Raw genomic sequence first — 17,816 nt, forward strand, 5'->3', positions numbered from 1 at the left:
AAGGATGATCAGCGATTCTGCAAAAACACCACATACCCCCGAAACCATTCACTCCCCGGCAAATACCCCGGTTCCTCCCATTCCCCACCCTGGATCAATCCGACCTTGAACGGAAGCCCCAGCCGATTCATACGTGGCAAATACGCCGCGTAATCCGGGATGCTGTGGCGGCCTTGATACGTTTGCACCACCACTTCATCCACCACGCCCTTGAGCTGGGCGATGGCGGCTGGGTCTGCGTTGCTGCTCCAGTCCATCAGGCCGGTGATGCTCAGGCGTAGGTCGGCGGGCAGGCGCTGGCGCAGGTCGCGCAGGAAAGCGGCGTATTCGTGCAGGTATTGGGTGCGGGCGTCGAAGTCGATCTGGATGCCGACCACCGGGTTGCCCGCGTCGCGCCAGCGTTGCACCTGGCCGAGCAGTTGGGTGTAGACGCGTTCCGGCCAGTGCAGGGTGTGGGCGCGGTAGACCACCCAGACTTCGCCTTGGGTGATGCGCGGCACGCTGATGCCCTGGGCGATAAATTGCACGCCGCGTTGGGGCGCGCGGCGGGTTGAGTTGATCTGGCCCTGGAGGATGTACAGGGTCTTGGCCTGTTTGAGTACCGGCTGGGGCGTGACGCCGCTCCACAGCCAGAAGGCGTCATAGTCGCGAGCGTCGACGGCCGCGAAGGCCGGGCTTGCCAGCAGCAGCAAGCCTAGCCACAGGTATTTCACCAGTAGTACTGCAGGGATTTGCCCCACTGGGTGTCGCCAAAGCCGGACTTGAGTTGGCGGAACCAGGCTTTGCGCACCGCCGGTTCAACGTCCTGGCCGCCGCAGCTGTTATAGCCGGCCGGCGCGTAGCAGTTGATGGCGCGGAACAGCGCGTAGGCCTTGTCGTTCTTTGGCGCCTTGGCATCGGCGATCACCTGCTTGTAACCGTCGAGGCGCGAGAAGGTTTCGCCCTTGAAGTCCGACGCGGTGCTGCCCAGGCTGCCGGCGGCGCGGGCCTGTTCCAACGGCATGCCGTCCAGGCCGTTACGCAGGATGAATTCGCCGAAGCAGTTCAGCGCTTGTGGGTTTTTCGCATCGGTCTGCAAGGTCGCAGCGGTCTGCGCGATGCTCGGGCAGGCATAGCCGGATTCGGCCTTGTCGCCGTTCCACTGGAACAGCTTCAAGCTCTGGCCGCCGCTATAGACGTAGCCAAGGCTGGTGCCCAATTTGTCTTCTGGGGGCGAAGCCGGCAGTTGCTTGAGGTCCTCGGCGAACGTGGCGTACTGGCTGCGCAGCAGGTCTTTATAAAGCAGCACGAACTGCGCGGTCTGGCGCTCCAGCGGGTCGCTGGCCTGGGCGATCTGTTGGCGCAGCAACTCAGGCCCGGCGACGTTGCGCAGCAGGATGTAACGCACCGGCTTGGCGCTGATCGGCGAGTCGCTGGCGAACACCTTGGCCAGTTGGCCGCTGCGCTCGTAGTTCATCGCCAGGGCCAGTTCCAGTTGGTCGCGTTGCAGCGGCAATTTGGCCTGGTCGAGCAGTTTCAGCCACAGGGCTTCGGCGCCTTTCCAGTCCTGTTTGTCTTCCAGCGCCAAGCCGCGCAGGGTCTGCTGGCTGAAGGCGAAGTAATTCAGGTTCGACGGAATGTCCTGAGGCAAGTGCTTCAAGGCGGTGTCCGGTTGATGCTCGATGTACAGGGCACTCACGGCCAGCAAGTAGTCGTACAGCTCGGGGGCGCTGGCAAAAGCGACTTTCTGTTTCTCCAGGTCTGTTCGGGAGAGCGCCGGCTGATCACCGCCGCGCATCACCATCAGGTCGCTGACCAACTGGATCATCGGCGTCGTGACCGTCTCGCTGTTGACCATCAACAGCTTGAGGTCGGCCTCTTCGATCAGTTCATCCACCGATACATTGCGCTGTGCATCCGACGCCTGTGTCATCGCCCAGGCATACGCGTCGGCGAGCTGGATGTTGTCGTCCGCCAGCCAGTACACGCGGCGCAGCAGGCCTCGGGCGGAGGCAACGTAACGACCCTGTGGATAAGTCTCCAGATAGCCAACAAAGCCATCTTTGGCCTGGCCCAGTGCAGACTTGTCCACACGCGCAAGCTGCGGCATCCCGTATTCGTCGAATGCTTCGGCCTGCGCCTGGTTCAGCAAGGTGCGGGCGCTCATGTACTGCGCGGTTTCCTTCAACCAGGGCAGTTCGCTGCCGCTGGCGGCGGCAAAACCGCGCTCGGCCTCGCTGAAACGTCCGCTGTAAAAGTCGGCGGCCGCTTGCAGATACGTGCGCAGCATGCGGCCATTGGATGACTCGATCGGTTCGGCGATCACCGGGCCGTCCCAGGTGCAGGTGATGAGCAGTTCCAACCGGGCCTTCGCCAGCAGCTGGCGTTCTGCGGTTGGCATGTCGGCTTGCACCACCTGGCTGATAAACGCAGTGGCGCTGTCATCGTCGTTGCTGCGACAGCGGCTGCCCTCGCCTTCGAGGTAGGCCTCGCCGGCAGTCGTGTACTCGTTTCGCTTAATGCCCAGAGAGGTCAGCAGGGTGTCGAGCTCGGCGGTGGACGAGTCGTCCGAATCGGCTTCAGTTTCTGCGCTGGAAGCGGCAGCGAGGCGATACACCGGAAACGGCACCGGGCCGAAACCCTGGCTCAGATCGTCTTCGGTCAAAGCCTTCGGCGTCAGCGGTTCGGCTTTTTTGTCAGCCAGCAGCAGGCGCAGGTTGACCCGACTGTCGTTGCCTGGGTTGAGAAAGGGAAGGTTGCTGCAGGCGTCGAGGCGGTCACGCGACACCCGCCAATCCGGGTAGCACGAGTCATCGGAACTGGCCTGGGCCGGTAGGGAAATACCGGCCAGCAGGGCCAGTGCCAGGGGTGACAGAAAACCGATGCGCATGACGTGTCCTTGATCCTGGGTCCTTGGAGGGCGCCAATAGTAGCCTGATCCGATGTTGGCTATGGTGAAGGCCTACACAAATCACAGATTTGTCCGCTTTGGGTGGTGGCAATTTAACCTCGCTGCCCTAGACTGCGCTGATGATCAGGGAGAGATTTGTATGAAGCCGTTGCATGGATGGGTATTGAGTTTTTCCTACCTGATGGGCTCAGTGCCGATGGTGATGGCGGATGACCCGTTACTGGATCCTCCGGCTACGGCTGCCGTGAGCACCGGCAGCGAGGCGCGTGGTGTGTTGCGCGCTCGCGACCAGGCGATGCTGGCCAGTGAGTTGTCCGGGCGCATTGTCGATCTGCCGTTCAGCGAGGGTGAGTCATTCAAGAAGGGCGACACACTGGCGCGTTTCGACTGTTCGGCCTATCAGGCCCAACTCAATGCAGCGTCGGCGGCCAGTCGCGGCGCCGGTGAAGAACTGGCCCACAATAAGCAACTGGCGGCGCTCAATTCCGTCGGTCGCTTCGAAGTGGCGCGCGCCGAAGCCAAACTCACCGAAACCCAGGCCCAGTCCCAGGTCTATCAGGTGCAGGTCAAGCGTTGCAGCGTGCTGGCGCCGTATGACGGCCAAGTGGTGCAGCGCAAAGTGCAACGCTATGAAAGTGTCTCGGCCGGCTCGCCGTTGTTGGAAATCGTCGACAACCGCAGCCTGGAGATCCACTTGCTGGTGCCGTCGCGCTGGATGGGCAAGCTCAAGACTGGGCAGACGTTCAACTTCACCCCCGATGAAACCGGCCAAGCGTTCAGCGCCACCGTCAAACGCCTGGGCGCACGCATTGACGAGGGCAGCCAGACGCTGTTGTTGGTGGCCACGGTGTCCAACGCAACCGGGCTGATGGCCGGCATGAGCGGCACCGCCCACTTCGCGCAACTGCAATGAACGCACCGATGCCAGGCAGTACCGAGCGGGTGTTTGCCCAGTTTCTCGAGCTTGAACGTCAGACCCGCGCCGCGCGCAGCACCGAGCAACTGGCCTACAGCCTGGTCAATGATGGTCAGCCGCTGTTTGGCTACCGCCACGCGGCGCTGTTGATTGCTGGCAAGGTGCAGGCGGTGACCGCTGTGAGCAGCGTCGATCCGAACGCGCCGTTTGTGGCGTTCGTCGAGCAGGCCGTGGCGCAACTGCACAAGCAGGCGCTGGGCGAGACCGCCCGTGTGGTGCCTGTCGAGCTAATGAGCGCACAGGTGCAGGCCGACTGGCTGAGTTTGTCTGCCGGGCATGTGTTCTGGTTGCCGTTCATCGGCCCTCAAGGCCGAGTATTCGGCGGTTTGTGGCTGGCACGGGATACTCCGTGGAACCCCGCCGAGCAGGTGCTGCTGGCGCAACTGGGTGACACTTACAGTCATGCCTGGATCGCGCTGCAACCCCGCCAGCCTTGGCGGTTGCGCCTGACCCGTAAGCGGCAGGCCCTGGTGGTGATCGCGTTGCTGCTGTTGCTGTTGATCCCCGTGCGCCAGTCGGTGCTGGCGCCTGCCGAGGTGGTGCCGCTGGCCGGGCAAGTGGTGGCGGCACCGTTGGACGGCGTGATTGCGCAGTTTCTGGTCAAACCCAACCAACCCGTCAAGCGCGGTGACGTACTGCTGCGCTTTGAAAGCACCACCCTCACCGCCCAGGCCGACGTGGCTGGGCGCGCGTTGGGCGTGGCCGAAGCCGAGCTCAAGGCCAATGCCCAGCGGGCGTTTGCCGACGCCGAATCCAATTCGCGCATCGACTTGCTGGCCGCGCGCGTCGAGCAAAAACGCGCCGAACGCGATTACGCCCGTGAGCTGCTCAAGCGCAGCGAAGTACGCGCCGAACGCGACGGTATCGCCGTCTTCGCCGATCCCGAGCGCTGGCTCGGCAAACCGGTGCAGACCGGCGAGCGCCTGTTGCAGATCGCCGACCCCGGCCAGGCTGAGCTGCGCATCGAACTGGCGGTGGGCGATGCGATTGCCCTGGAGCCGAACGCCCAAGTCGCACTCTTTCTTGACAGCGACCCGTTACAACGCCACCTCGCCACCCTGCAACGCGCCGCCTACGAGGCCCAACCCACGCCGGGGGGGCAATTGGCCTATCGCCTGGACGCGCAGTTCGATGACGCGCCGCCGCGTATCGGCCTGCGCGGTACTGCGAAGATCTTTGGCGAGCGTGCACCGTTGGCGCTGTACCTGTTGCGTCGACCGCTGGCGGGCCTGCGCCAGAGCGTGGGGCTTTAATGGGCCTGCCCAGATTGCGCGACGACCTGCAACTCTCCAGCGCCGGTGTCGCCCTGGACGGTTCGCCGCGCTGGACCCTGGCCGATCCGGTGCGCGGGCGATACTTCAAACTTGGCGTCACCGCCATTCGGCTGTTGCGCCACTGGTCGTTGGGCGATGCGCAAAAAGTCCTGCAGGCTGCCAACCGCGAGCCGGGCTTGCCGCTGGGCGACAGCGAAGTGGATGAGCTGTTGAGTTTTCTACGCACCCACGACCTGATTGCCGCGCTGGACCCGGAACAACGGGCCAGCTACCTGTATAAAGCCGCCGCCCAGAAGCAAAGCCTATGGCAAGTGCTGCTGCACCAATACCTGTTCTTTCGCATTCCGCTGTGGCGCCCAGATGCTTTCCTCAACCGGGCCTGGCCATGGCTGGCGCGGTTTGGGCCGGGTTTGTTGCGCTACGGGTTGCCCATGATTCTGGGCCTGGGGGTGTTTCTGGTCGCGCGGGACTGGCAGCGTTTTTTGGCGACCTTTCCACATCTGTTCAGCCTGGGGGGAGCCTTGGCGTTCGGGGTCGCGCTGTTTTTCGCCAAGCTGTGCCATGAGTTCGGTCATGCCTTTATGGCCAAGCGGGCCGGGTGCCGGGTGCAGAGCATGGGGGTGGCGTTCATGGTGTTGCTGCCAATGTTCTACACCGATGTCAGCGACGCCTGGCGAGTGAATGACCGCCGCTCGCGGCTGATGATTGGCGCCGGCGGCGTAATGGCTGAACTGCTGCTCGCGTGCGTTGCGCTGCTGGGCTGGTCGCTGTTGCCGGACGGCCCGGCACGTACCGCGGCGTTCATGCTGGCCAGCGCCACGTGGTTGACCACCCTGGCGATCAACCTGAACCCGTTCATGCGCTTTGATGGTTACTTTTTGATCAGCGATCTGGGGGGCGTGGATAACCTGCAAGGCCGTGCCTTCGCCCTTTGCCGCTGGCGCTTGCGCGAGTGGTTGTTCGGCTATGGCGAACCGGCGCCGGAAACCTGGTCGCCGACAATGCAACGACGTCTCCTGTGGTGGGGTTACCTGGCGTGGCTGTGGCGCGCGGCGCTGTTCCTGGGGATCGCGTTGGCGGTGTATCACTTGTTTTTCAAACTGCTCGGGATCTTTCTGATGCTGGTGGAGTTGGTGTGGTTCATCTTCCTGCCGGTGTTCAAGGAGTGGCGCGAATGGTGGAGCCGACGCAGCCGTGCCCATACGCCGAGGGTGGTGCTGACGGGCCTCGGGTTGCTGCTGATAGTGCTGGCGCTGGTGGTGCCCTGGCGCAGTGCGGTGGAGCTGCCGACGATGCTCGAAGCGGGGCGCGCCAGTGCGTTGCATGCGCCGGTGGCGGCACGCGTCAAGGCATTGAACGTGGCGGACGGGCAAGTGGTGATCCAGGGCCAGGTGTTGGTCGAACTGGAGTCCCCTGACCTGGACGCCCGGCAGAGCATCGTGCGCCGCGAAGTCGAGATCCTGCAGCTGCAGATGCGTCGCCAGGCCGGGCGCAGCGAAACGGCGGCGGACGCCGGCATCAATGACCAGCGATTGTCCCAGGCCCTGGCCGAATACCGAGGCTTGGCCGCCCAGCGCGAGCGCCTGTTGTTGCGCGCGCCCCATGCCGGGACCGTGCGTGATGTGCTGCCGCAACTGAGCACAGGTCGCTGGTTGTCGCCCAAGGACGCGCTGGCGCAAGTGGTCGAGGACGGCGCGCGCCTGCGCGGTTACCTGGCGGAAGCTGAATTGTGGCGCGTGCAGCCGGGAGCCACCGGGCGATTTATCGCCGATGACCCGATGCACGCGGCGATTGCCGTGGCGTTGACGGACATCGATGCCAACGGCGTGGCTTATCTCGATCAAGAAGCCCTGACCTCCGATCACCACGGACCGATCGCCGTGCGCCGCGATGCAAACCAGCGCCCGGCACCGGTCCAGGCGCAATACGGCGCTCGGTTTACGACGGTGCAATCAATCCCTACGCCCCATCAGCCGTTGCGCGGGGTGGTGGTGTTGCAAGGGCGCAGCGAATCAGTGCTGGGTGTGGCTTGGCGACGAGTGGCAGCCTTGGGCGTGCGGGAAAGCGGTTTTTGACAGGAGTTGAACACGATGCTGAACAAGGATGGCGCTCTGGCGCAGGGCCTGGTGGTGCGCCCGTCGCGCAGTACCGATGGGCCGTTCCTACAGGGGCTTTACCGCTCGGCGCGGGCCGATCTGCAATGGATCGATGGCGAACAGGCGTTGGTGGAGGAGGTGATTGCCCAGCAGTTCCAGATCCAGGAAAAGGGCATGGATGAGCGCTTTCCCGGCGCGCTGCATTACGTGGTCGAGAAACTGGGCACGCCCATCGGCGCGTTGAGTGCCGACTTCGGGCCTAACGAGATCCGCGTGCTGTACCTGGCGTTTATTCCGGCCGCTCGCGGCCAGGGGTTTGGCCGAGCGGTGTTGCAAGGTGTGCAGCAGGCCGCCAGCCAGGTGTTTTGCCCGGTGACCACGGTGGTATGGGCGAGCAACCCCCACGCGCGCCAGCATTACCTGGCGCTGGGGTTTCGGGTGGAGGAAGAGACACCCGCCGCGCAACGGCTGGTGTGGTACCCGTCTCAGTTGAACACGATGCAGAAATAGCCGCGTTCGGCATTTCGGCCCATGGCCGGCTCGCGGGACACAAACACCTGTTCCAGGCACACGTCCGGCAGCGGCAGGCAGCATAGACCGTCCACGAAATCGGTGGGGCCGAGGCTGCTGAACAACACGCTGAAAGCCCCGCGTGGGTTGTGCGGCAAGGTCGCTTGGGGCGTCTCGCGTACACGTTCGATCTGAATCGGCAGCGCCGAGCCGTCCGGCAAGTAAAGCGTGCTGCTGCCCGCCAGCAACGGGCGAAAATGTTCAGAGGTGACCAGGTTCAACATAAGCATGGCTCCGCTTCAAAAGCGCCGAGGCATTCAAGCCTCGGCCAAGGGGTGGCATCACTCGCGTGACGGAAAGATGCCGTTCAGGGCAATGCTGAAGTTGATGACCAGGAAGGGGTTCATGCTCCCCATGGGCTGGCCTTGGCCGGTGGGGTCAATGGTGCCGGTCAAGGTGGTGCTCACGCCTTGGAGCGGCACCGGGTTGGCGCCCTGTTGGTCCGAGTAAATGGTGGCATTGCCTGGCCCGGTACCGGATGCGCCGATAAACGAGTTGGTGGCGGTGGGCGCGTTGGCCGGGTTGCTGGCAGCGTTGGCCAGTTGCACCGAGGTGCTGGCCTTGAGCGCTGTGCTGCCATGGGTGTGGGCGGGCAGGTTGGCCAGTGTGGCAGTGATGCTCTCGGTGCCGGAGACTTCGCCGATAACACGCGGCGTCAAGCCTGGGCCGTTACCTTGGCAGACGGGCAGGCGACCTTGCAGATTGGGCAGCATGAAAGTCGTCGAGCCGTTGCCGCCGTAGGTGACGCCAATCAGGGCGAACAGCGCCTGGTTTTGGCTGAGGGAGAGGGTTTGACCGGCGCACAAGGCCCATTCCCGAGGAGCAAAATTAAACGCAAAGGGTTGGATAGTGCCGATGAATACTTCCATGGATCGTTCATCCTTGTAGAGGCTCTATAGGGGGGGGACGACCCTTGAAGGGGCGTCATCGCAGAGCGTAGACGCAGGTTTCGCCGGCTGCCCGACGCTTTCGAAACAGTGAGCGAATAGGGGCCGTTTGGCTTACAGTGGCGCTGGTTTATGCACATGCATGTTTTTCCCTGGAAACGGGCAGTACTGAGGGATTTGTGGTGCGAAGGTGGGTAGGACAAAACGAGAAGATCGGCGCCTTTGCCGCGTTCGACGGTGCGTTTACGGGCGCCGGCTGGCTCAGCCGCTTGTGGTGGTTGCCGATCCTGGGGCTGGCCATGGCCCTGCGCTTTTACGGCCTGACCGCTGCGGCGATCTGGGGCGACGAGGGCTCCAGCTTATTGCTCAGCGAATACGCCTTGGACGACCTGTGGTTTCACGCCGCCCACGATGTTCACCCACCGCTTTATTTTTTCATGCTGCGCGGCTGGATCGAGTTGTTTGGCGACGGCATCTGGTCGATCCGCAGCATAAGCGCGATCCCTGGCGTGGCGGTCGTGGGCCTGGGTATTTGGCTCACCCGGCAGCTGTCGACCCAACGTGCGGCCGTCCTCGCAGGCCTATTGCTGGCATTGATGCCCACGGCGGTGCGTTACAGCCAGGAAGTGCGCATGTATGCCCTGCTCGGTGTATGGCTGCTCGGTGCCACCCTGGCCTTGGTGTACTGGGTGCGCCGTCCGGAACGTGCGCGTTATCTGGTCGCCTATGTGTTGCTGATGACTGCCGGTTTCTACACCCACTACTTCACCGCCCTGTGCGTACTGGTGCACTGGGCCTGGCTGGGTGTGTTGTGCACGTCGCAACCAGTGGGCCAACGCCTGATCTTACGCCGCAGCTGGTGGCTGGCTAACGTCGCCATCGTGCTGCTTTACCTGCCCTGGCTGCCGAACCTGCTGGACCTGGTGCAGCATGTCGATCAACTCAAGGTCGGCGGCGATATTGGCTGGGAAGCGCCGGTCGACCTGTTCTCCGTACCGTCGATGATCTGGCAGTTTATGCTCCAGGACGAAGGCCTGGACCTCTGGCGGCCGCTGTTCTGGCTGTTCCCATTGCTGTTGATAGCGATGGTGGGCGTTACCGCCTGGCGTGACCGCGAGCCTGATCGCCCAGCAGTGCTATTGGCGCTGTTTTTTCTGCTGCCGCTGTTGCTGGTGTATGGGGTGTCGTTTATCTCGCCAGTATTTATCGAGCGCTACCTCACCGTATACGCCCTGGCATTGCCGATGCTGGTGGCGGTGGCAATCGATCGTCTGCCCTCGCGGCGGGTGTGGCTCGGGGCGGCGTTGTTCGTGCTGTTGGTCGGTGTGGAACTGGTGGGGCTGAAGAATAACTTCGCAGTGGATGAGCACGACCAGTTCAACGTGCCGGTGGAGTTCGTCAATCGCAACTACCAGGAAGACGACCGCATCGTCCTCAGCGACATGATGTGGTACCTCAGCTACGTGTATTACGACCAGACCGACGCGCAGCTGCAGCTCTATACCCCGCCCAAACCCGACGGCACGCCGACCCGACCGAATGCCTATGGCTTCGGCACCTTGGTGGACCAGGACGGCGGGCGCATTTACCTCGACCGTTTGTCGGCATTACCCGCCGATACCCGACGCGTCTGGCTGATCAGCAGCAACGATGGGCCGGACGAATTTGCGCCCGTGCCCGACGGCTGGCGCTTGATCAGCCAGCAAGACGGCGGCGGCGCGAGGGCGCGTCTCTATCTGCTGTGCCGCGGGCCAGACGCATCGCAGCGTGCGGGCTGTGACTAATATCCGTTTGGCATTAACGGCCTAGCAAAATAGTGGCAAATGACCACTAGTTGAGATTGCAATCCTCAGCTACGCTTGCACCACAAAACGGATTTTTGTCCTACAAAGTGGTGAATGGATGCAGTATCACTTTATCTCCGGACTGCCGCGTTCCGGTTCGACCCTGCTCTCTGCGATTCTCCTGCAGAACCCGCGTTTTCACGCCGGCATGAGCAGCCCAGTGAGCCCCTTGTTCAACGGGGTGCTGGCGCAATGCAGTGCGGGCAGCGAGTTCGGCTCGGTGATCGACGCCGGCACCCGCCGCCGTCTGCTGCGCGGGTTGTTCGATGCCTATTACGCCGACAAGGCCTCCACCCCCGTGGTGTTCGATACCAACCGCCAATGGTGCGCGCGCATGCCCGCGCTGCATGACCTGTTCCCCCAGGCCAAAGTGATCGCCTGTGTGCGCAACGTGGCCTGGGTGCTGGACAGCCTTGAACGCCTGTACCGCGCCAACCCGTTCGAGAACACCAAACTGTTCAACGACGATGACGAGCGCAACACCGTCTACAGCCGCTGCGAAACCCTGGCCCAGCGCAATCGCCTGGTGGGCTTTGCCTGGACCGCGCTCAAAGAGGCGTATTACGGCGAGAACGCCGAATCGTTGCTGGTCGTCGATTACGACTTGTTGAGCCAGGCCCCGGAGCGGGTGATGCGGCTGGTGTACGACTTCATCGGCGAGCCCTGGTTCGAACATGACTTCAACCACCTGACCTACGACGCGCCGCTCTTCGACCAGGCCCTGGGACTGGCCGGCCTGCACAAGGTCAAGCCCAAGGTCGCGCCACAGGCACGGCGCACGCTGTTGCCGCCGGACTTGTTTGAGAAGTATGCCGCGTTGTCGTTCTGGCGCGATGGGTCTGCCAGTGCGGCCAATGTCATTCGTATGAAAACCGACGCCGCGATCAGTTGATTGCGGCTTTTCCTTTTTTGCGTATTCAAGTCGTTCGAGTCCGGGTGATCGTCATGTGGTGGAGCAAAGGCAAATCGCGGGTAACCGAGGGCGCGCAAGCCCTGGCATCGCCAATGATCATGTGCCTGGAGCCGCGAATGCTGTTCGACGGCGCGGTGGCGGCCACCGTGGCCGATGCCGCGCAGCCGGATGCCCATCCCACGGCCGAGGCGGCCAAGCCTTCCACCGCCGACCAGCCGGCAGACACGCACGCGCCCCAGGGCCAGGTCGATGCGACCCAGGCGGCGGTGCCGGGCAAGAGCGTGTTGTTCGTCGATTCTCGGGTCAAGGATTCCGCGAGCCTGCTCGAAGGTGTGGCGCCCGGTACCCAGGTGGTGCAACTGGAGGCGAACAAGGACGGTTTGCAGCAGATCGCCGATTACCTGGACAGCCACCAGGGCGTGAGCTCGGTGCAGATCATCGCCCACGGTAATGCCGGCGATCTGTGGCTGGGCAACAGTTACCTGTCAGCGGATAACGTGCAGGCCCGCAGCGAGGTATTGGCGCAGATCGGCCAGGACATGAACGTGGGCGGCGATATCCTGATTTATGGCTGCTACACCGCCGAAGGCGAGCGTGGCCTGAGCCTGGTCGATTCGTTGGCGCAATTGACCGGCCGCGACGTGGCCGCATCCAACGACCGCACCGGCCTGGGCGGCGACTGGGACCTGGAAATCGCTACCGGCAACATCGAAAGCGCCAACGTGCTGTCCGCCAGCGCCATGAGTGAATACCAATGGGGCCTGGCCACCTGGACCGCCACCAACAACCTCAACACCGGCGTTGGTTCCTTGCGCGCGGCCCTGGCGTCCGCGCAGAACGGCGACATTGTCACGTTCAGCAGCTCCATGACTGTCGGGCTGACTTCGGTGCTGGTGGTCAACAAGAACGTCACCATCGACGGTGATCTCAATAACGACAACGTGGCCGACGTGACGCTCGACGGCCAGTACCGCACCCAGATCCTGCAAGTGACATCCGGCACCACGGCTACCCTCGATGGCCTGGTGATTACTCGGGGCATGACGGCCGGCAATGGTGGTAATGGCGGTGACGATGCGTTGGTGTCTCAGGGCGGTGGTATCTACAACGCCGGTACCTTGACCCTGAAGAACGTCACCGTGACCGCCAACGCCGCTTCCGGTGGTGGCGGCGGCGGGGGTGTAACGCCGATATACGCCGGTGGTGGCGGTGGTGGCGGCGGCGCGATCAGCGGGGGTACCGGTGGCAAGGGCGGCGACAGCCTCAACGCCACGGGCAGCAATGGCAGCGCGGGGCAGGGCGGCGCGGGCGGCGGTTTCTTCAACATCGGCGGGCGTGGCGGCTCCACCACGGGTGGCGCCGGCGGTGCGGCCTATCCGGGTTATAGCACCGGCTCGGCCGGTGGTACGGCCAGCAGCGGCGGATTGTCCATCGGCGGTGGCGGCGGCGGTGACGGGTACGACAACTTCGGTGGCGACGGCGGCGGCGCGGTGGGCGGGATCTACAACGACACCGGCGCGACCCTGCGGATCATCGGTAACTCGACCATCTCCAACAACGTCGGCGCGGGCGGTGGCGGTGGGGGTGGCGGAGCCGGCGGCAGCTATCTTCAGGCAGGCGGTGCGGGCGGTGTCGGGGTCGGCGCTATCTGGAACAAAGGCTCGATCCTGATCACCGCCGCCAACTTCGCGGCACTGGCCGGCAACGTTGGCGGCAGTGGCGTGGGAGGGACCAGCGCGGGCACCGCGGGTGTTTCGCCGTCCTCGGTGGCCAACGTCTACGGCGATGGCGGCACCATCAACACCAACTATGTGCCGGACGAGACGCCGCCCACCGCGACCGTCGTGGTGGCCAACACCAACCTGAACTCCGGCGGCACCTCGACGGTGACCATCACCTTCTCCGAAGCCGTGACGGGCCTCACCGCGGCGGACCTGACGGTGCAGAACGGCACCGTCGGCACCTTGACCACTGGCGACGGCGGCGTCACCTGGACCGGTACGTTGACCGCGGCCAGCAACATTGCCGACACCACCAACATCATCACCCTGAACAACACCGGCGTTGCCGACCTGGCCGGCAATGCCGGCGTGGGCACCACCGACTCGAACAACTACATCGTCAACGATACCGTGGCACCCACGGCGTCCATCGTGGTCAGCGACACCGCCCTCAGGATCGGCGAAACCAGCGTCGTGACCATCACCTTCAGCGAAGCCGTGAGCGGTTTCACCAGCGCCGACCTGACCGTCGCCAACGGCTCGATCAGCGGCCTGAGCACCAGTGACGGAGGCATCACCTGGACCGCCACGCTGACGCCGGATGCGCCTGTCACCGATACCTCCAATCTGATTGTCCTGAACAATACCGGCGTGGCGGACCTCAACGGCAACGCTGGCGTGGGCACGACCAACTCCAACAACTACGCCATCGACACGCAACGCCCAACCGCCACCATCGTGGTGACCGACACCAGCCTGAGCGTCGGTGAAACCTCCGTGGTAACCATCACCTTCACCGAGGCCGTGAGCGGTTTCACCCTCGCCGACCTGACCGCTGCCAATGGCAGCTTGAACACGCTGAGCAGCAGCGATGGCGGTATCACCTGGACTGCAACGCTCACCCCGACGGCCAGCATCAGCGACACCACCAACCTGATCACCCTGACCAACAGCGGTATTGCCGACCTGGCCGGCAACCCCGGCAGCGGCACCACCGACTCGAACAACTACGCCGTCGATACCCAGCGTCCGACCGCCGCCATCGTGGTGGCCGATAGCGCGCTGAACATCGGTGAGACGTCGCTGGTCACCATCACCTTCAGCGAGGCCGTCACTGATTTCACCCTGGCCGATATGACCGTCGCCAACGGCGCCTTGAGCGGGCTGAGCAGCGGTGACGGCGGTATTACCTGGACCGCCACGCTCACGCCGAGCGCCAGCACCACCGATGCCACCAACCTGATCGTCCTGGCCAACACCGGCGTGGCGGACGCGGCCGGTAACGCGGGCAGCGGCACCACCAGCTCCAACAACTTTGCGGTTGACACTCAACGTCCCACCGCCAGCATCGTGGTGGCCGACACCGCGTTGAGCGTCGGCGAAACATCGCTGGTCACCATCACGTTCAGCGAAGCGGTAACAGGTTTTACCGCCGCCGATCTGACGGTCGCCAACGGCACTGTCACCGGCCTGAGCAGTGGCGACGGCGGTATTACCTGGACCGGGACATTCACCCCCGGCGCCAGTCTCAGCGACACCAGCAACCTCATCACCCTGGACAACACCGGTGTGACTGACGCGGCGGGCAACGCCGGCAGCGGCACCACCGACTCCAATAACTACGCCATCGATACCCAGCGCCCCACCGCCACCCTCGTGGTCGCCGACACGGCCGTTGCTATTGGCGAAACCTCCGTGGTGACAATCACCTTCAGCGAGGCGGTGACCGGTTTCACCCTGGCTGACCTGAGTGTCACCAATGGCAGCCTGAGCGGCCTGAGCACCAGCGACAACATCACCTACACCGCAACCTTCACGCCATCGGCGGGCGTCAGCGATACCACCAACCTGATCACCCTCAATAACACCGGGATTGTCGACGGGGCAGGTAATACCGGCAGCGGCACCACCGATTCCAACAACTATGCCGTCGACACACTGCGCCCGACCGCCACCATCGTTGTCGCCGATACCGCGCTGAGCGTCGGCGAAACCTCGCTGGTGACCATTACGTTCTCGGAAGCGGTCAGTGGTTTCGACAATTCGGACCTGAGCGTGGCCAACGGCACATTGAGCGCGGTCAGCAGCAGCGATGGCGGCATCACCTGGATCGCCACGTTCACGCCGGCCCTCGGGGTCAGCGACACGTCCAACCTCATCATCCTGAACAACACCGGCGTCAGCGATGCGGCGGGCAACAGCGGTACCGGCACCACCAACTCCAACAACTACCAGGTCGACACCAACGTGCCGACGGCGACCATTGTGATTGCCGACACCACATTGAGTATCGGCGAGACCTCGTTGGTCACCGTGACCTTCAACTCGGCGGTCAGCGGGTTTGACAATTCGGACCTGACCGTCAGCAACGGCACACTCAGCACCATGAGCAGCACCGACGGTGGCGTCACCTGGACGGCCACGTTCACGCCGAGCGCCAGCATTGCCGATACCAGCAACGTCATCACCCTGGACAATACTGGCCTGATCAACGGCGCGGGCAATGCCGGCGTGGGCACCACCGACTCCAACAACTACGCGGTCGACACAGTGCGCCCCACCGCGAGCATCGTTGTGGCGGACACCGCCATTGCCGCCGGCGAGACCTCACTGGTGACCATCACCTTCAGCGAGGCCGTGACGGCGTTCACCAGCGCCGATCTGACGGTGGTCAACGGCCTACTCTCGGGGTTGAGCAGCAGCGACGGCGGCATCACCTGGACCGCGACGCTCACGCCGACCAACGGGGTCACGGACAGCAGCAACCTCATCACACTCAACAGTGGCGGCGTCGTCGACCTGGCCGGCAACGCCAATGTCGGTAGCACCGACTCCAACAACTATGCGCTGGACACCGAGCGTCCAACCGCAACGATTGTGCTGGCTGATTCCAGCCTCAGTGTCGGCGAAACCTCGTTGGTGACCATCACCTTCAGCGAGGCCGTCACCGGGTTCAGCAATGATGACCTAAGCGTCGCCAACGGCACCCTGAGCGCGGTGAGCAGCAGCGACGGCGGCCTGACCTGGACCGCCGTCTTCACCCCGGCCCTCGGCGTGCGCGACACGACCAACCTGATCGTCCTGGACAACACCGGCGTGAGTGACGCGGCGGGCAACAGCGGAACCGGTACCAGCAACTCGGCCAACTACAGCATCGATACCCAGGTGCCGACGGCCACCATCGTGGTCGCCGATACGGCGCTGAACATCGGTGAAACCTCGTTGGTGACCATCACGTTCAACGAGGCGGTGAGCGGTTTTGACAACAGCGACCTGAGCGTCAGCAACGGCACGCTGAGTAATCTGTCGTCCACCGACGGTGGCGTCACCTGGACGGCCACGTTCACGCCGAGCGCCAGCATTGCCGACACCAGCAACGTCATCACCCTGGACAACACTGGCGTCGTCAACGTCTCGGGCAATGCCGGCGTGGGCACCACCGACTCCAACAACTACGCGGTCGACACCCAGCGTCCTACGGCGACGATCTCCGTGGCGGACAACAACCTGGGCATCGGCCAGACCACCACAGTGACCATCGGCTTCAGCGAAGCGGTCAGCGGTTTCGATTTGTCGGACCTGAGCGTGGCCAACGGTGTGCTGTCCAACCTGGCCAGCAGCGATGGCGGCAAGACCTGGACGGCTACCTTGACGCCGACGGCGGCGATCAGCGATGCCACCAACCTGATCGTACTGGACACCGGTCTGGTGAATGATGCGGCGGGTAACGTCGGCAGCGGCATCGTGATTTCCAACAACTTTGCCATTGATGGTGAGCGGCCTACCGCGACCATCAGCGTGGCCAACTCCAACCTGACGGTCGGGCAGACCACCACGGTGACCTTCACCTTCAGCGAGAAGGTCAGCGGCTTCGAGCTGGATGACCTCAGCGTGGCCAATGGCACCTTGTCCAACCTGGCCACCAACGACGGCGGCAAGACCTGGACCGCGACCCTGACACCGACGGCCAATATCAACGACCCGAGCAACTTCATCACGCTGGATTCCAGCCTGGTGGCGGACCTCGCGGGCAACGCGGGCAGCGGTTTTGCCAACTCCAACAACTTTGCGATCAACACCATCGCGCTGACGGGCGATCCCCTCTTCCGTGTCACCACGCCGACAGCGCCTGTGGACGCACCGAACCAGCCGTTGCAGCCGATCATCTTCGGCCGGCCGGGGGGCGAGCTGGGTTCGCCTATCGGCTTCCCGCCGCTGTTCGAGCAACGTGAAATGGGCGGGGGCTTGCCGCCCATCGGCAGTATTTTCATCAACAACGGCGCTTCGTCGCCCAGTTTTATCGCCCAGGTGTTCAGCACCGATAGCAGTGGGGACGGCAGTGGCCAGGGCTTCCTCGGGTTTGGTGGAGGCGATGGCGGGGTGTTTGGTTCAAGCACCCTCTCGGGGTTGTTCAACCGCGAGAACAGCGGCGACGACAGTGGCTTCAAGGCGTTCGACAACAAGTCGATCAAGGGCAGCGGCGACGCGGCCCAGGGCCTGCGTGGCGTATTTGGCGCGCCGACTCTTGGCCAGCAACTGCAACAGATCAACGACACCGAGCATCGTCAGGTGATGGACCTGGCGGCCGCGCTGCAACAGGTCGGCATCAGCGAAATGCAGGCTTGAACACACTCCAATTTTGCGC

General features: G+C 63.6%; 11 protein-coding genes. 7 read left to right on the forward strand and 4 right to left on the reverse strand.

All coding sequences use genetic code 11. The features are described 5' to 3' along the window. Positions 1-8: 8 nt before the first annotated feature. Positions 9-713 carry a DUF3142 domain-containing protein gene (locus tag NDJ82_RS18835; protein ID WP_191960373.1) on the reverse strand — a complete coding sequence of 235 codons (705 nt, stop codon included), beginning with the start codon at positions 711-713 and terminating at the stop codon, positions 9-11. Then, positions 710-2,869: a PA5441 family protein gene (locus NDJ82_RS18840; RefSeq protein WP_250926065.1), complete on the reverse strand. Its 2,160-nt coding sequence runs from the start codon at positions 2,867-2,869 to the stop codon at positions 710-712. The genes NDJ82_RS18835 and NDJ82_RS18840 overlap by 4 nt, the downstream gene beginning before the upstream one ends. Positions 2,870-3,071: 202 nt before the next feature. Here NDJ82_RS18840 and NDJ82_RS18845 point away from each other — a divergent pair, with 202 nt between their 5' ends. The 4 genes from NDJ82_RS18845 to NDJ82_RS18860 are packed head-to-tail and all read left to right on the forward strand — an operon-like array spanning position 3,072 to position 7,746. Next, positions 3,072-3,803 (forward strand): efflux RND transporter periplasmic adaptor subunit, encoded by a 732-nt coding sequence (locus tag NDJ82_RS18845; protein WP_502941243.1) that lies wholly within the window; start codon positions 3,072-3,074, stop codon positions 3,801-3,803. Beyond that, positions 3,800-5,119, forward strand: a complete 1,320-nt coding sequence (locus NDJ82_RS18850; RefSeq protein ID WP_250926066.1) for an efflux RND transporter periplasmic adaptor subunit — start codon at positions 3,800-3,802, stop codon at positions 5,117-5,119. Before NDJ82_RS18845 ends, NDJ82_RS18850 begins: the two co-directional genes overlap by 4 nt. Further along, positions 5,119-7,215, forward strand: coding sequence for a site-2 protease family protein (locus tag NDJ82_RS18855; RefSeq protein ID WP_250926067.1), 2,097 nt, complete (start codon positions 5,119-5,121; stop codon positions 7,213-7,215). Before NDJ82_RS18850 ends, NDJ82_RS18855 begins: the two co-directional genes overlap by 1 nt. A 15-nt stretch (positions 7,216-7,230) precedes the next feature. Then, positions 7,231-7,746 carry a GNAT family N-acetyltransferase gene (locus tag NDJ82_RS18860; protein ID WP_250926068.1) on the forward strand — a complete coding sequence of 172 codons (516 nt, stop codon included), beginning with the start codon at positions 7,231-7,233 and terminating at the stop codon, positions 7,744-7,746. Here NDJ82_RS18860 and NDJ82_RS18865 read toward each other — a convergent pair. Both NDJ82_RS18865 and NDJ82_RS18870 read right to left on the reverse strand, forming a co-directional pair. Then, the gene (locus NDJ82_RS18865) at positions 7,722-8,030 is read right to left on the reverse strand and encodes a hypothetical protein (protein WP_099584321.1); all 309 of its coding nucleotides are present in this window, start codon (positions 8,028-8,030) and stop codon (positions 7,722-7,724) included. The genes NDJ82_RS18860 and NDJ82_RS18865 overlap by 25 nt on opposite strands. A gap of 57 nt (positions 8,031-8,087) precedes the next feature. Next, the gene (locus NDJ82_RS18870) at positions 8,088-8,675 is read right to left on the reverse strand and encodes a phage tail protein (RefSeq protein ID WP_250926069.1); all 588 of its coding nucleotides are present in this window, start codon (positions 8,673-8,675) and stop codon (positions 8,088-8,090) included. Between the two features lie 197 nt (positions 8,676-8,872). On the opposite strand from NDJ82_RS18870, the gene NDJ82_RS18875 reads away from it, so the two are divergent. From NDJ82_RS18875 to NDJ82_RS18885, 3 genes are all read left to right on the forward strand, one after another. Then, on the forward strand, positions 8,873-10,477 hold the full coding sequence (locus NDJ82_RS18875; RefSeq protein WP_250926070.1) for a glycosyltransferase family 39 protein: 1,605 nt from the start codon (positions 8,873-8,875) through the stop codon (positions 10,475-10,477). 118 nt (positions 10,478-10,595) lie between these two features. Continuing rightward, positions 10,596-11,429, forward strand: a complete 834-nt coding sequence (locus tag NDJ82_RS18880) for a sulfotransferase family protein (RefSeq protein WP_099584324.1) — start codon at positions 10,596-10,598, stop codon at positions 11,427-11,429. Between the two features lie 53 nt (positions 11,430-11,482). After that, on the forward strand, positions 11,483-17,797 hold the full coding sequence (locus tag NDJ82_RS18885; RefSeq protein WP_250926071.1) for an Ig-like domain-containing protein: 6,315 nt from the start codon (positions 11,483-11,485) through the stop codon (positions 17,795-17,797). Positions 17,798-17,816 lie beyond the last annotated feature (19 nt).

This window comes from Pseudomonas sp. SR18, assembly GCF_023701505.1.
GTDB lineage: Bacteria > Pseudomonadota > Gammaproteobacteria > Pseudomonadales > Pseudomonadaceae > Aquipseudomonas > Aquipseudomonas cyclaminis.

What these genes read in the sequence shown, in the direction of transcription:
- NDJ82_RS18840 (WP_250926065.1), bottom strand. Translation starts at nt 2,869, where the DNA reads ATGCGCATCGGTTTTCTGTCACCCCTGGCACTGGCCCTGCTGGCCGGT.
- NDJ82_RS18845 (WP_502941243.1), top strand. Translation starts at nt 3,072, where the DNA reads ATGGGCTCAGTGCCGATGGTGATGGCGGATGACCCGTTACTGGATCCT.
- NDJ82_RS18850 (WP_250926066.1), top strand. Translation starts at nt 3,800, where the DNA reads ATGAACGCACCGATGCCAGGCAGTACCGAGCGGGTGTTTGCCCAGTTT.
- NDJ82_RS18855 (WP_250926067.1), top strand. Translation starts at nt 5,119, where the DNA reads ATGGGCCTGCCCAGATTGCGCGACGACCTGCAACTCTCCAGCGCCGGT.
- NDJ82_RS18860 (WP_250926068.1), top strand. Translation starts at nt 7,231, where the DNA reads ATGCTGAACAAGGATGGCGCTCTGGCGCAGGGCCTGGTGGTGCGCCCG.
- NDJ82_RS18865 (WP_099584321.1), bottom strand. Translation starts at nt 8,030, where the DNA reads ATGTTGAACCTGGTCACCTCTGAACATTTTCGCCCGTTGCTGGCGGGC.
- NDJ82_RS18870 (WP_250926069.1), bottom strand. Translation starts at nt 8,675, where the DNA reads ATGGAAGTATTCATCGGCACTATCCAACCCTTTGCGTTTAATTTTGCT.
- NDJ82_RS18880 (WP_099584324.1), top strand. Translation starts at nt 10,596, where the DNA reads ATGCAGTATCACTTTATCTCCGGACTGCCGCGTTCCGGTTCGACCCTG.
- NDJ82_RS18885 (WP_250926071.1), top strand. Translation starts at nt 11,483, where the DNA reads ATGTGGTGGAGCAAAGGCAAATCGCGGGTAACCGAGGGCGCGCAAGCC.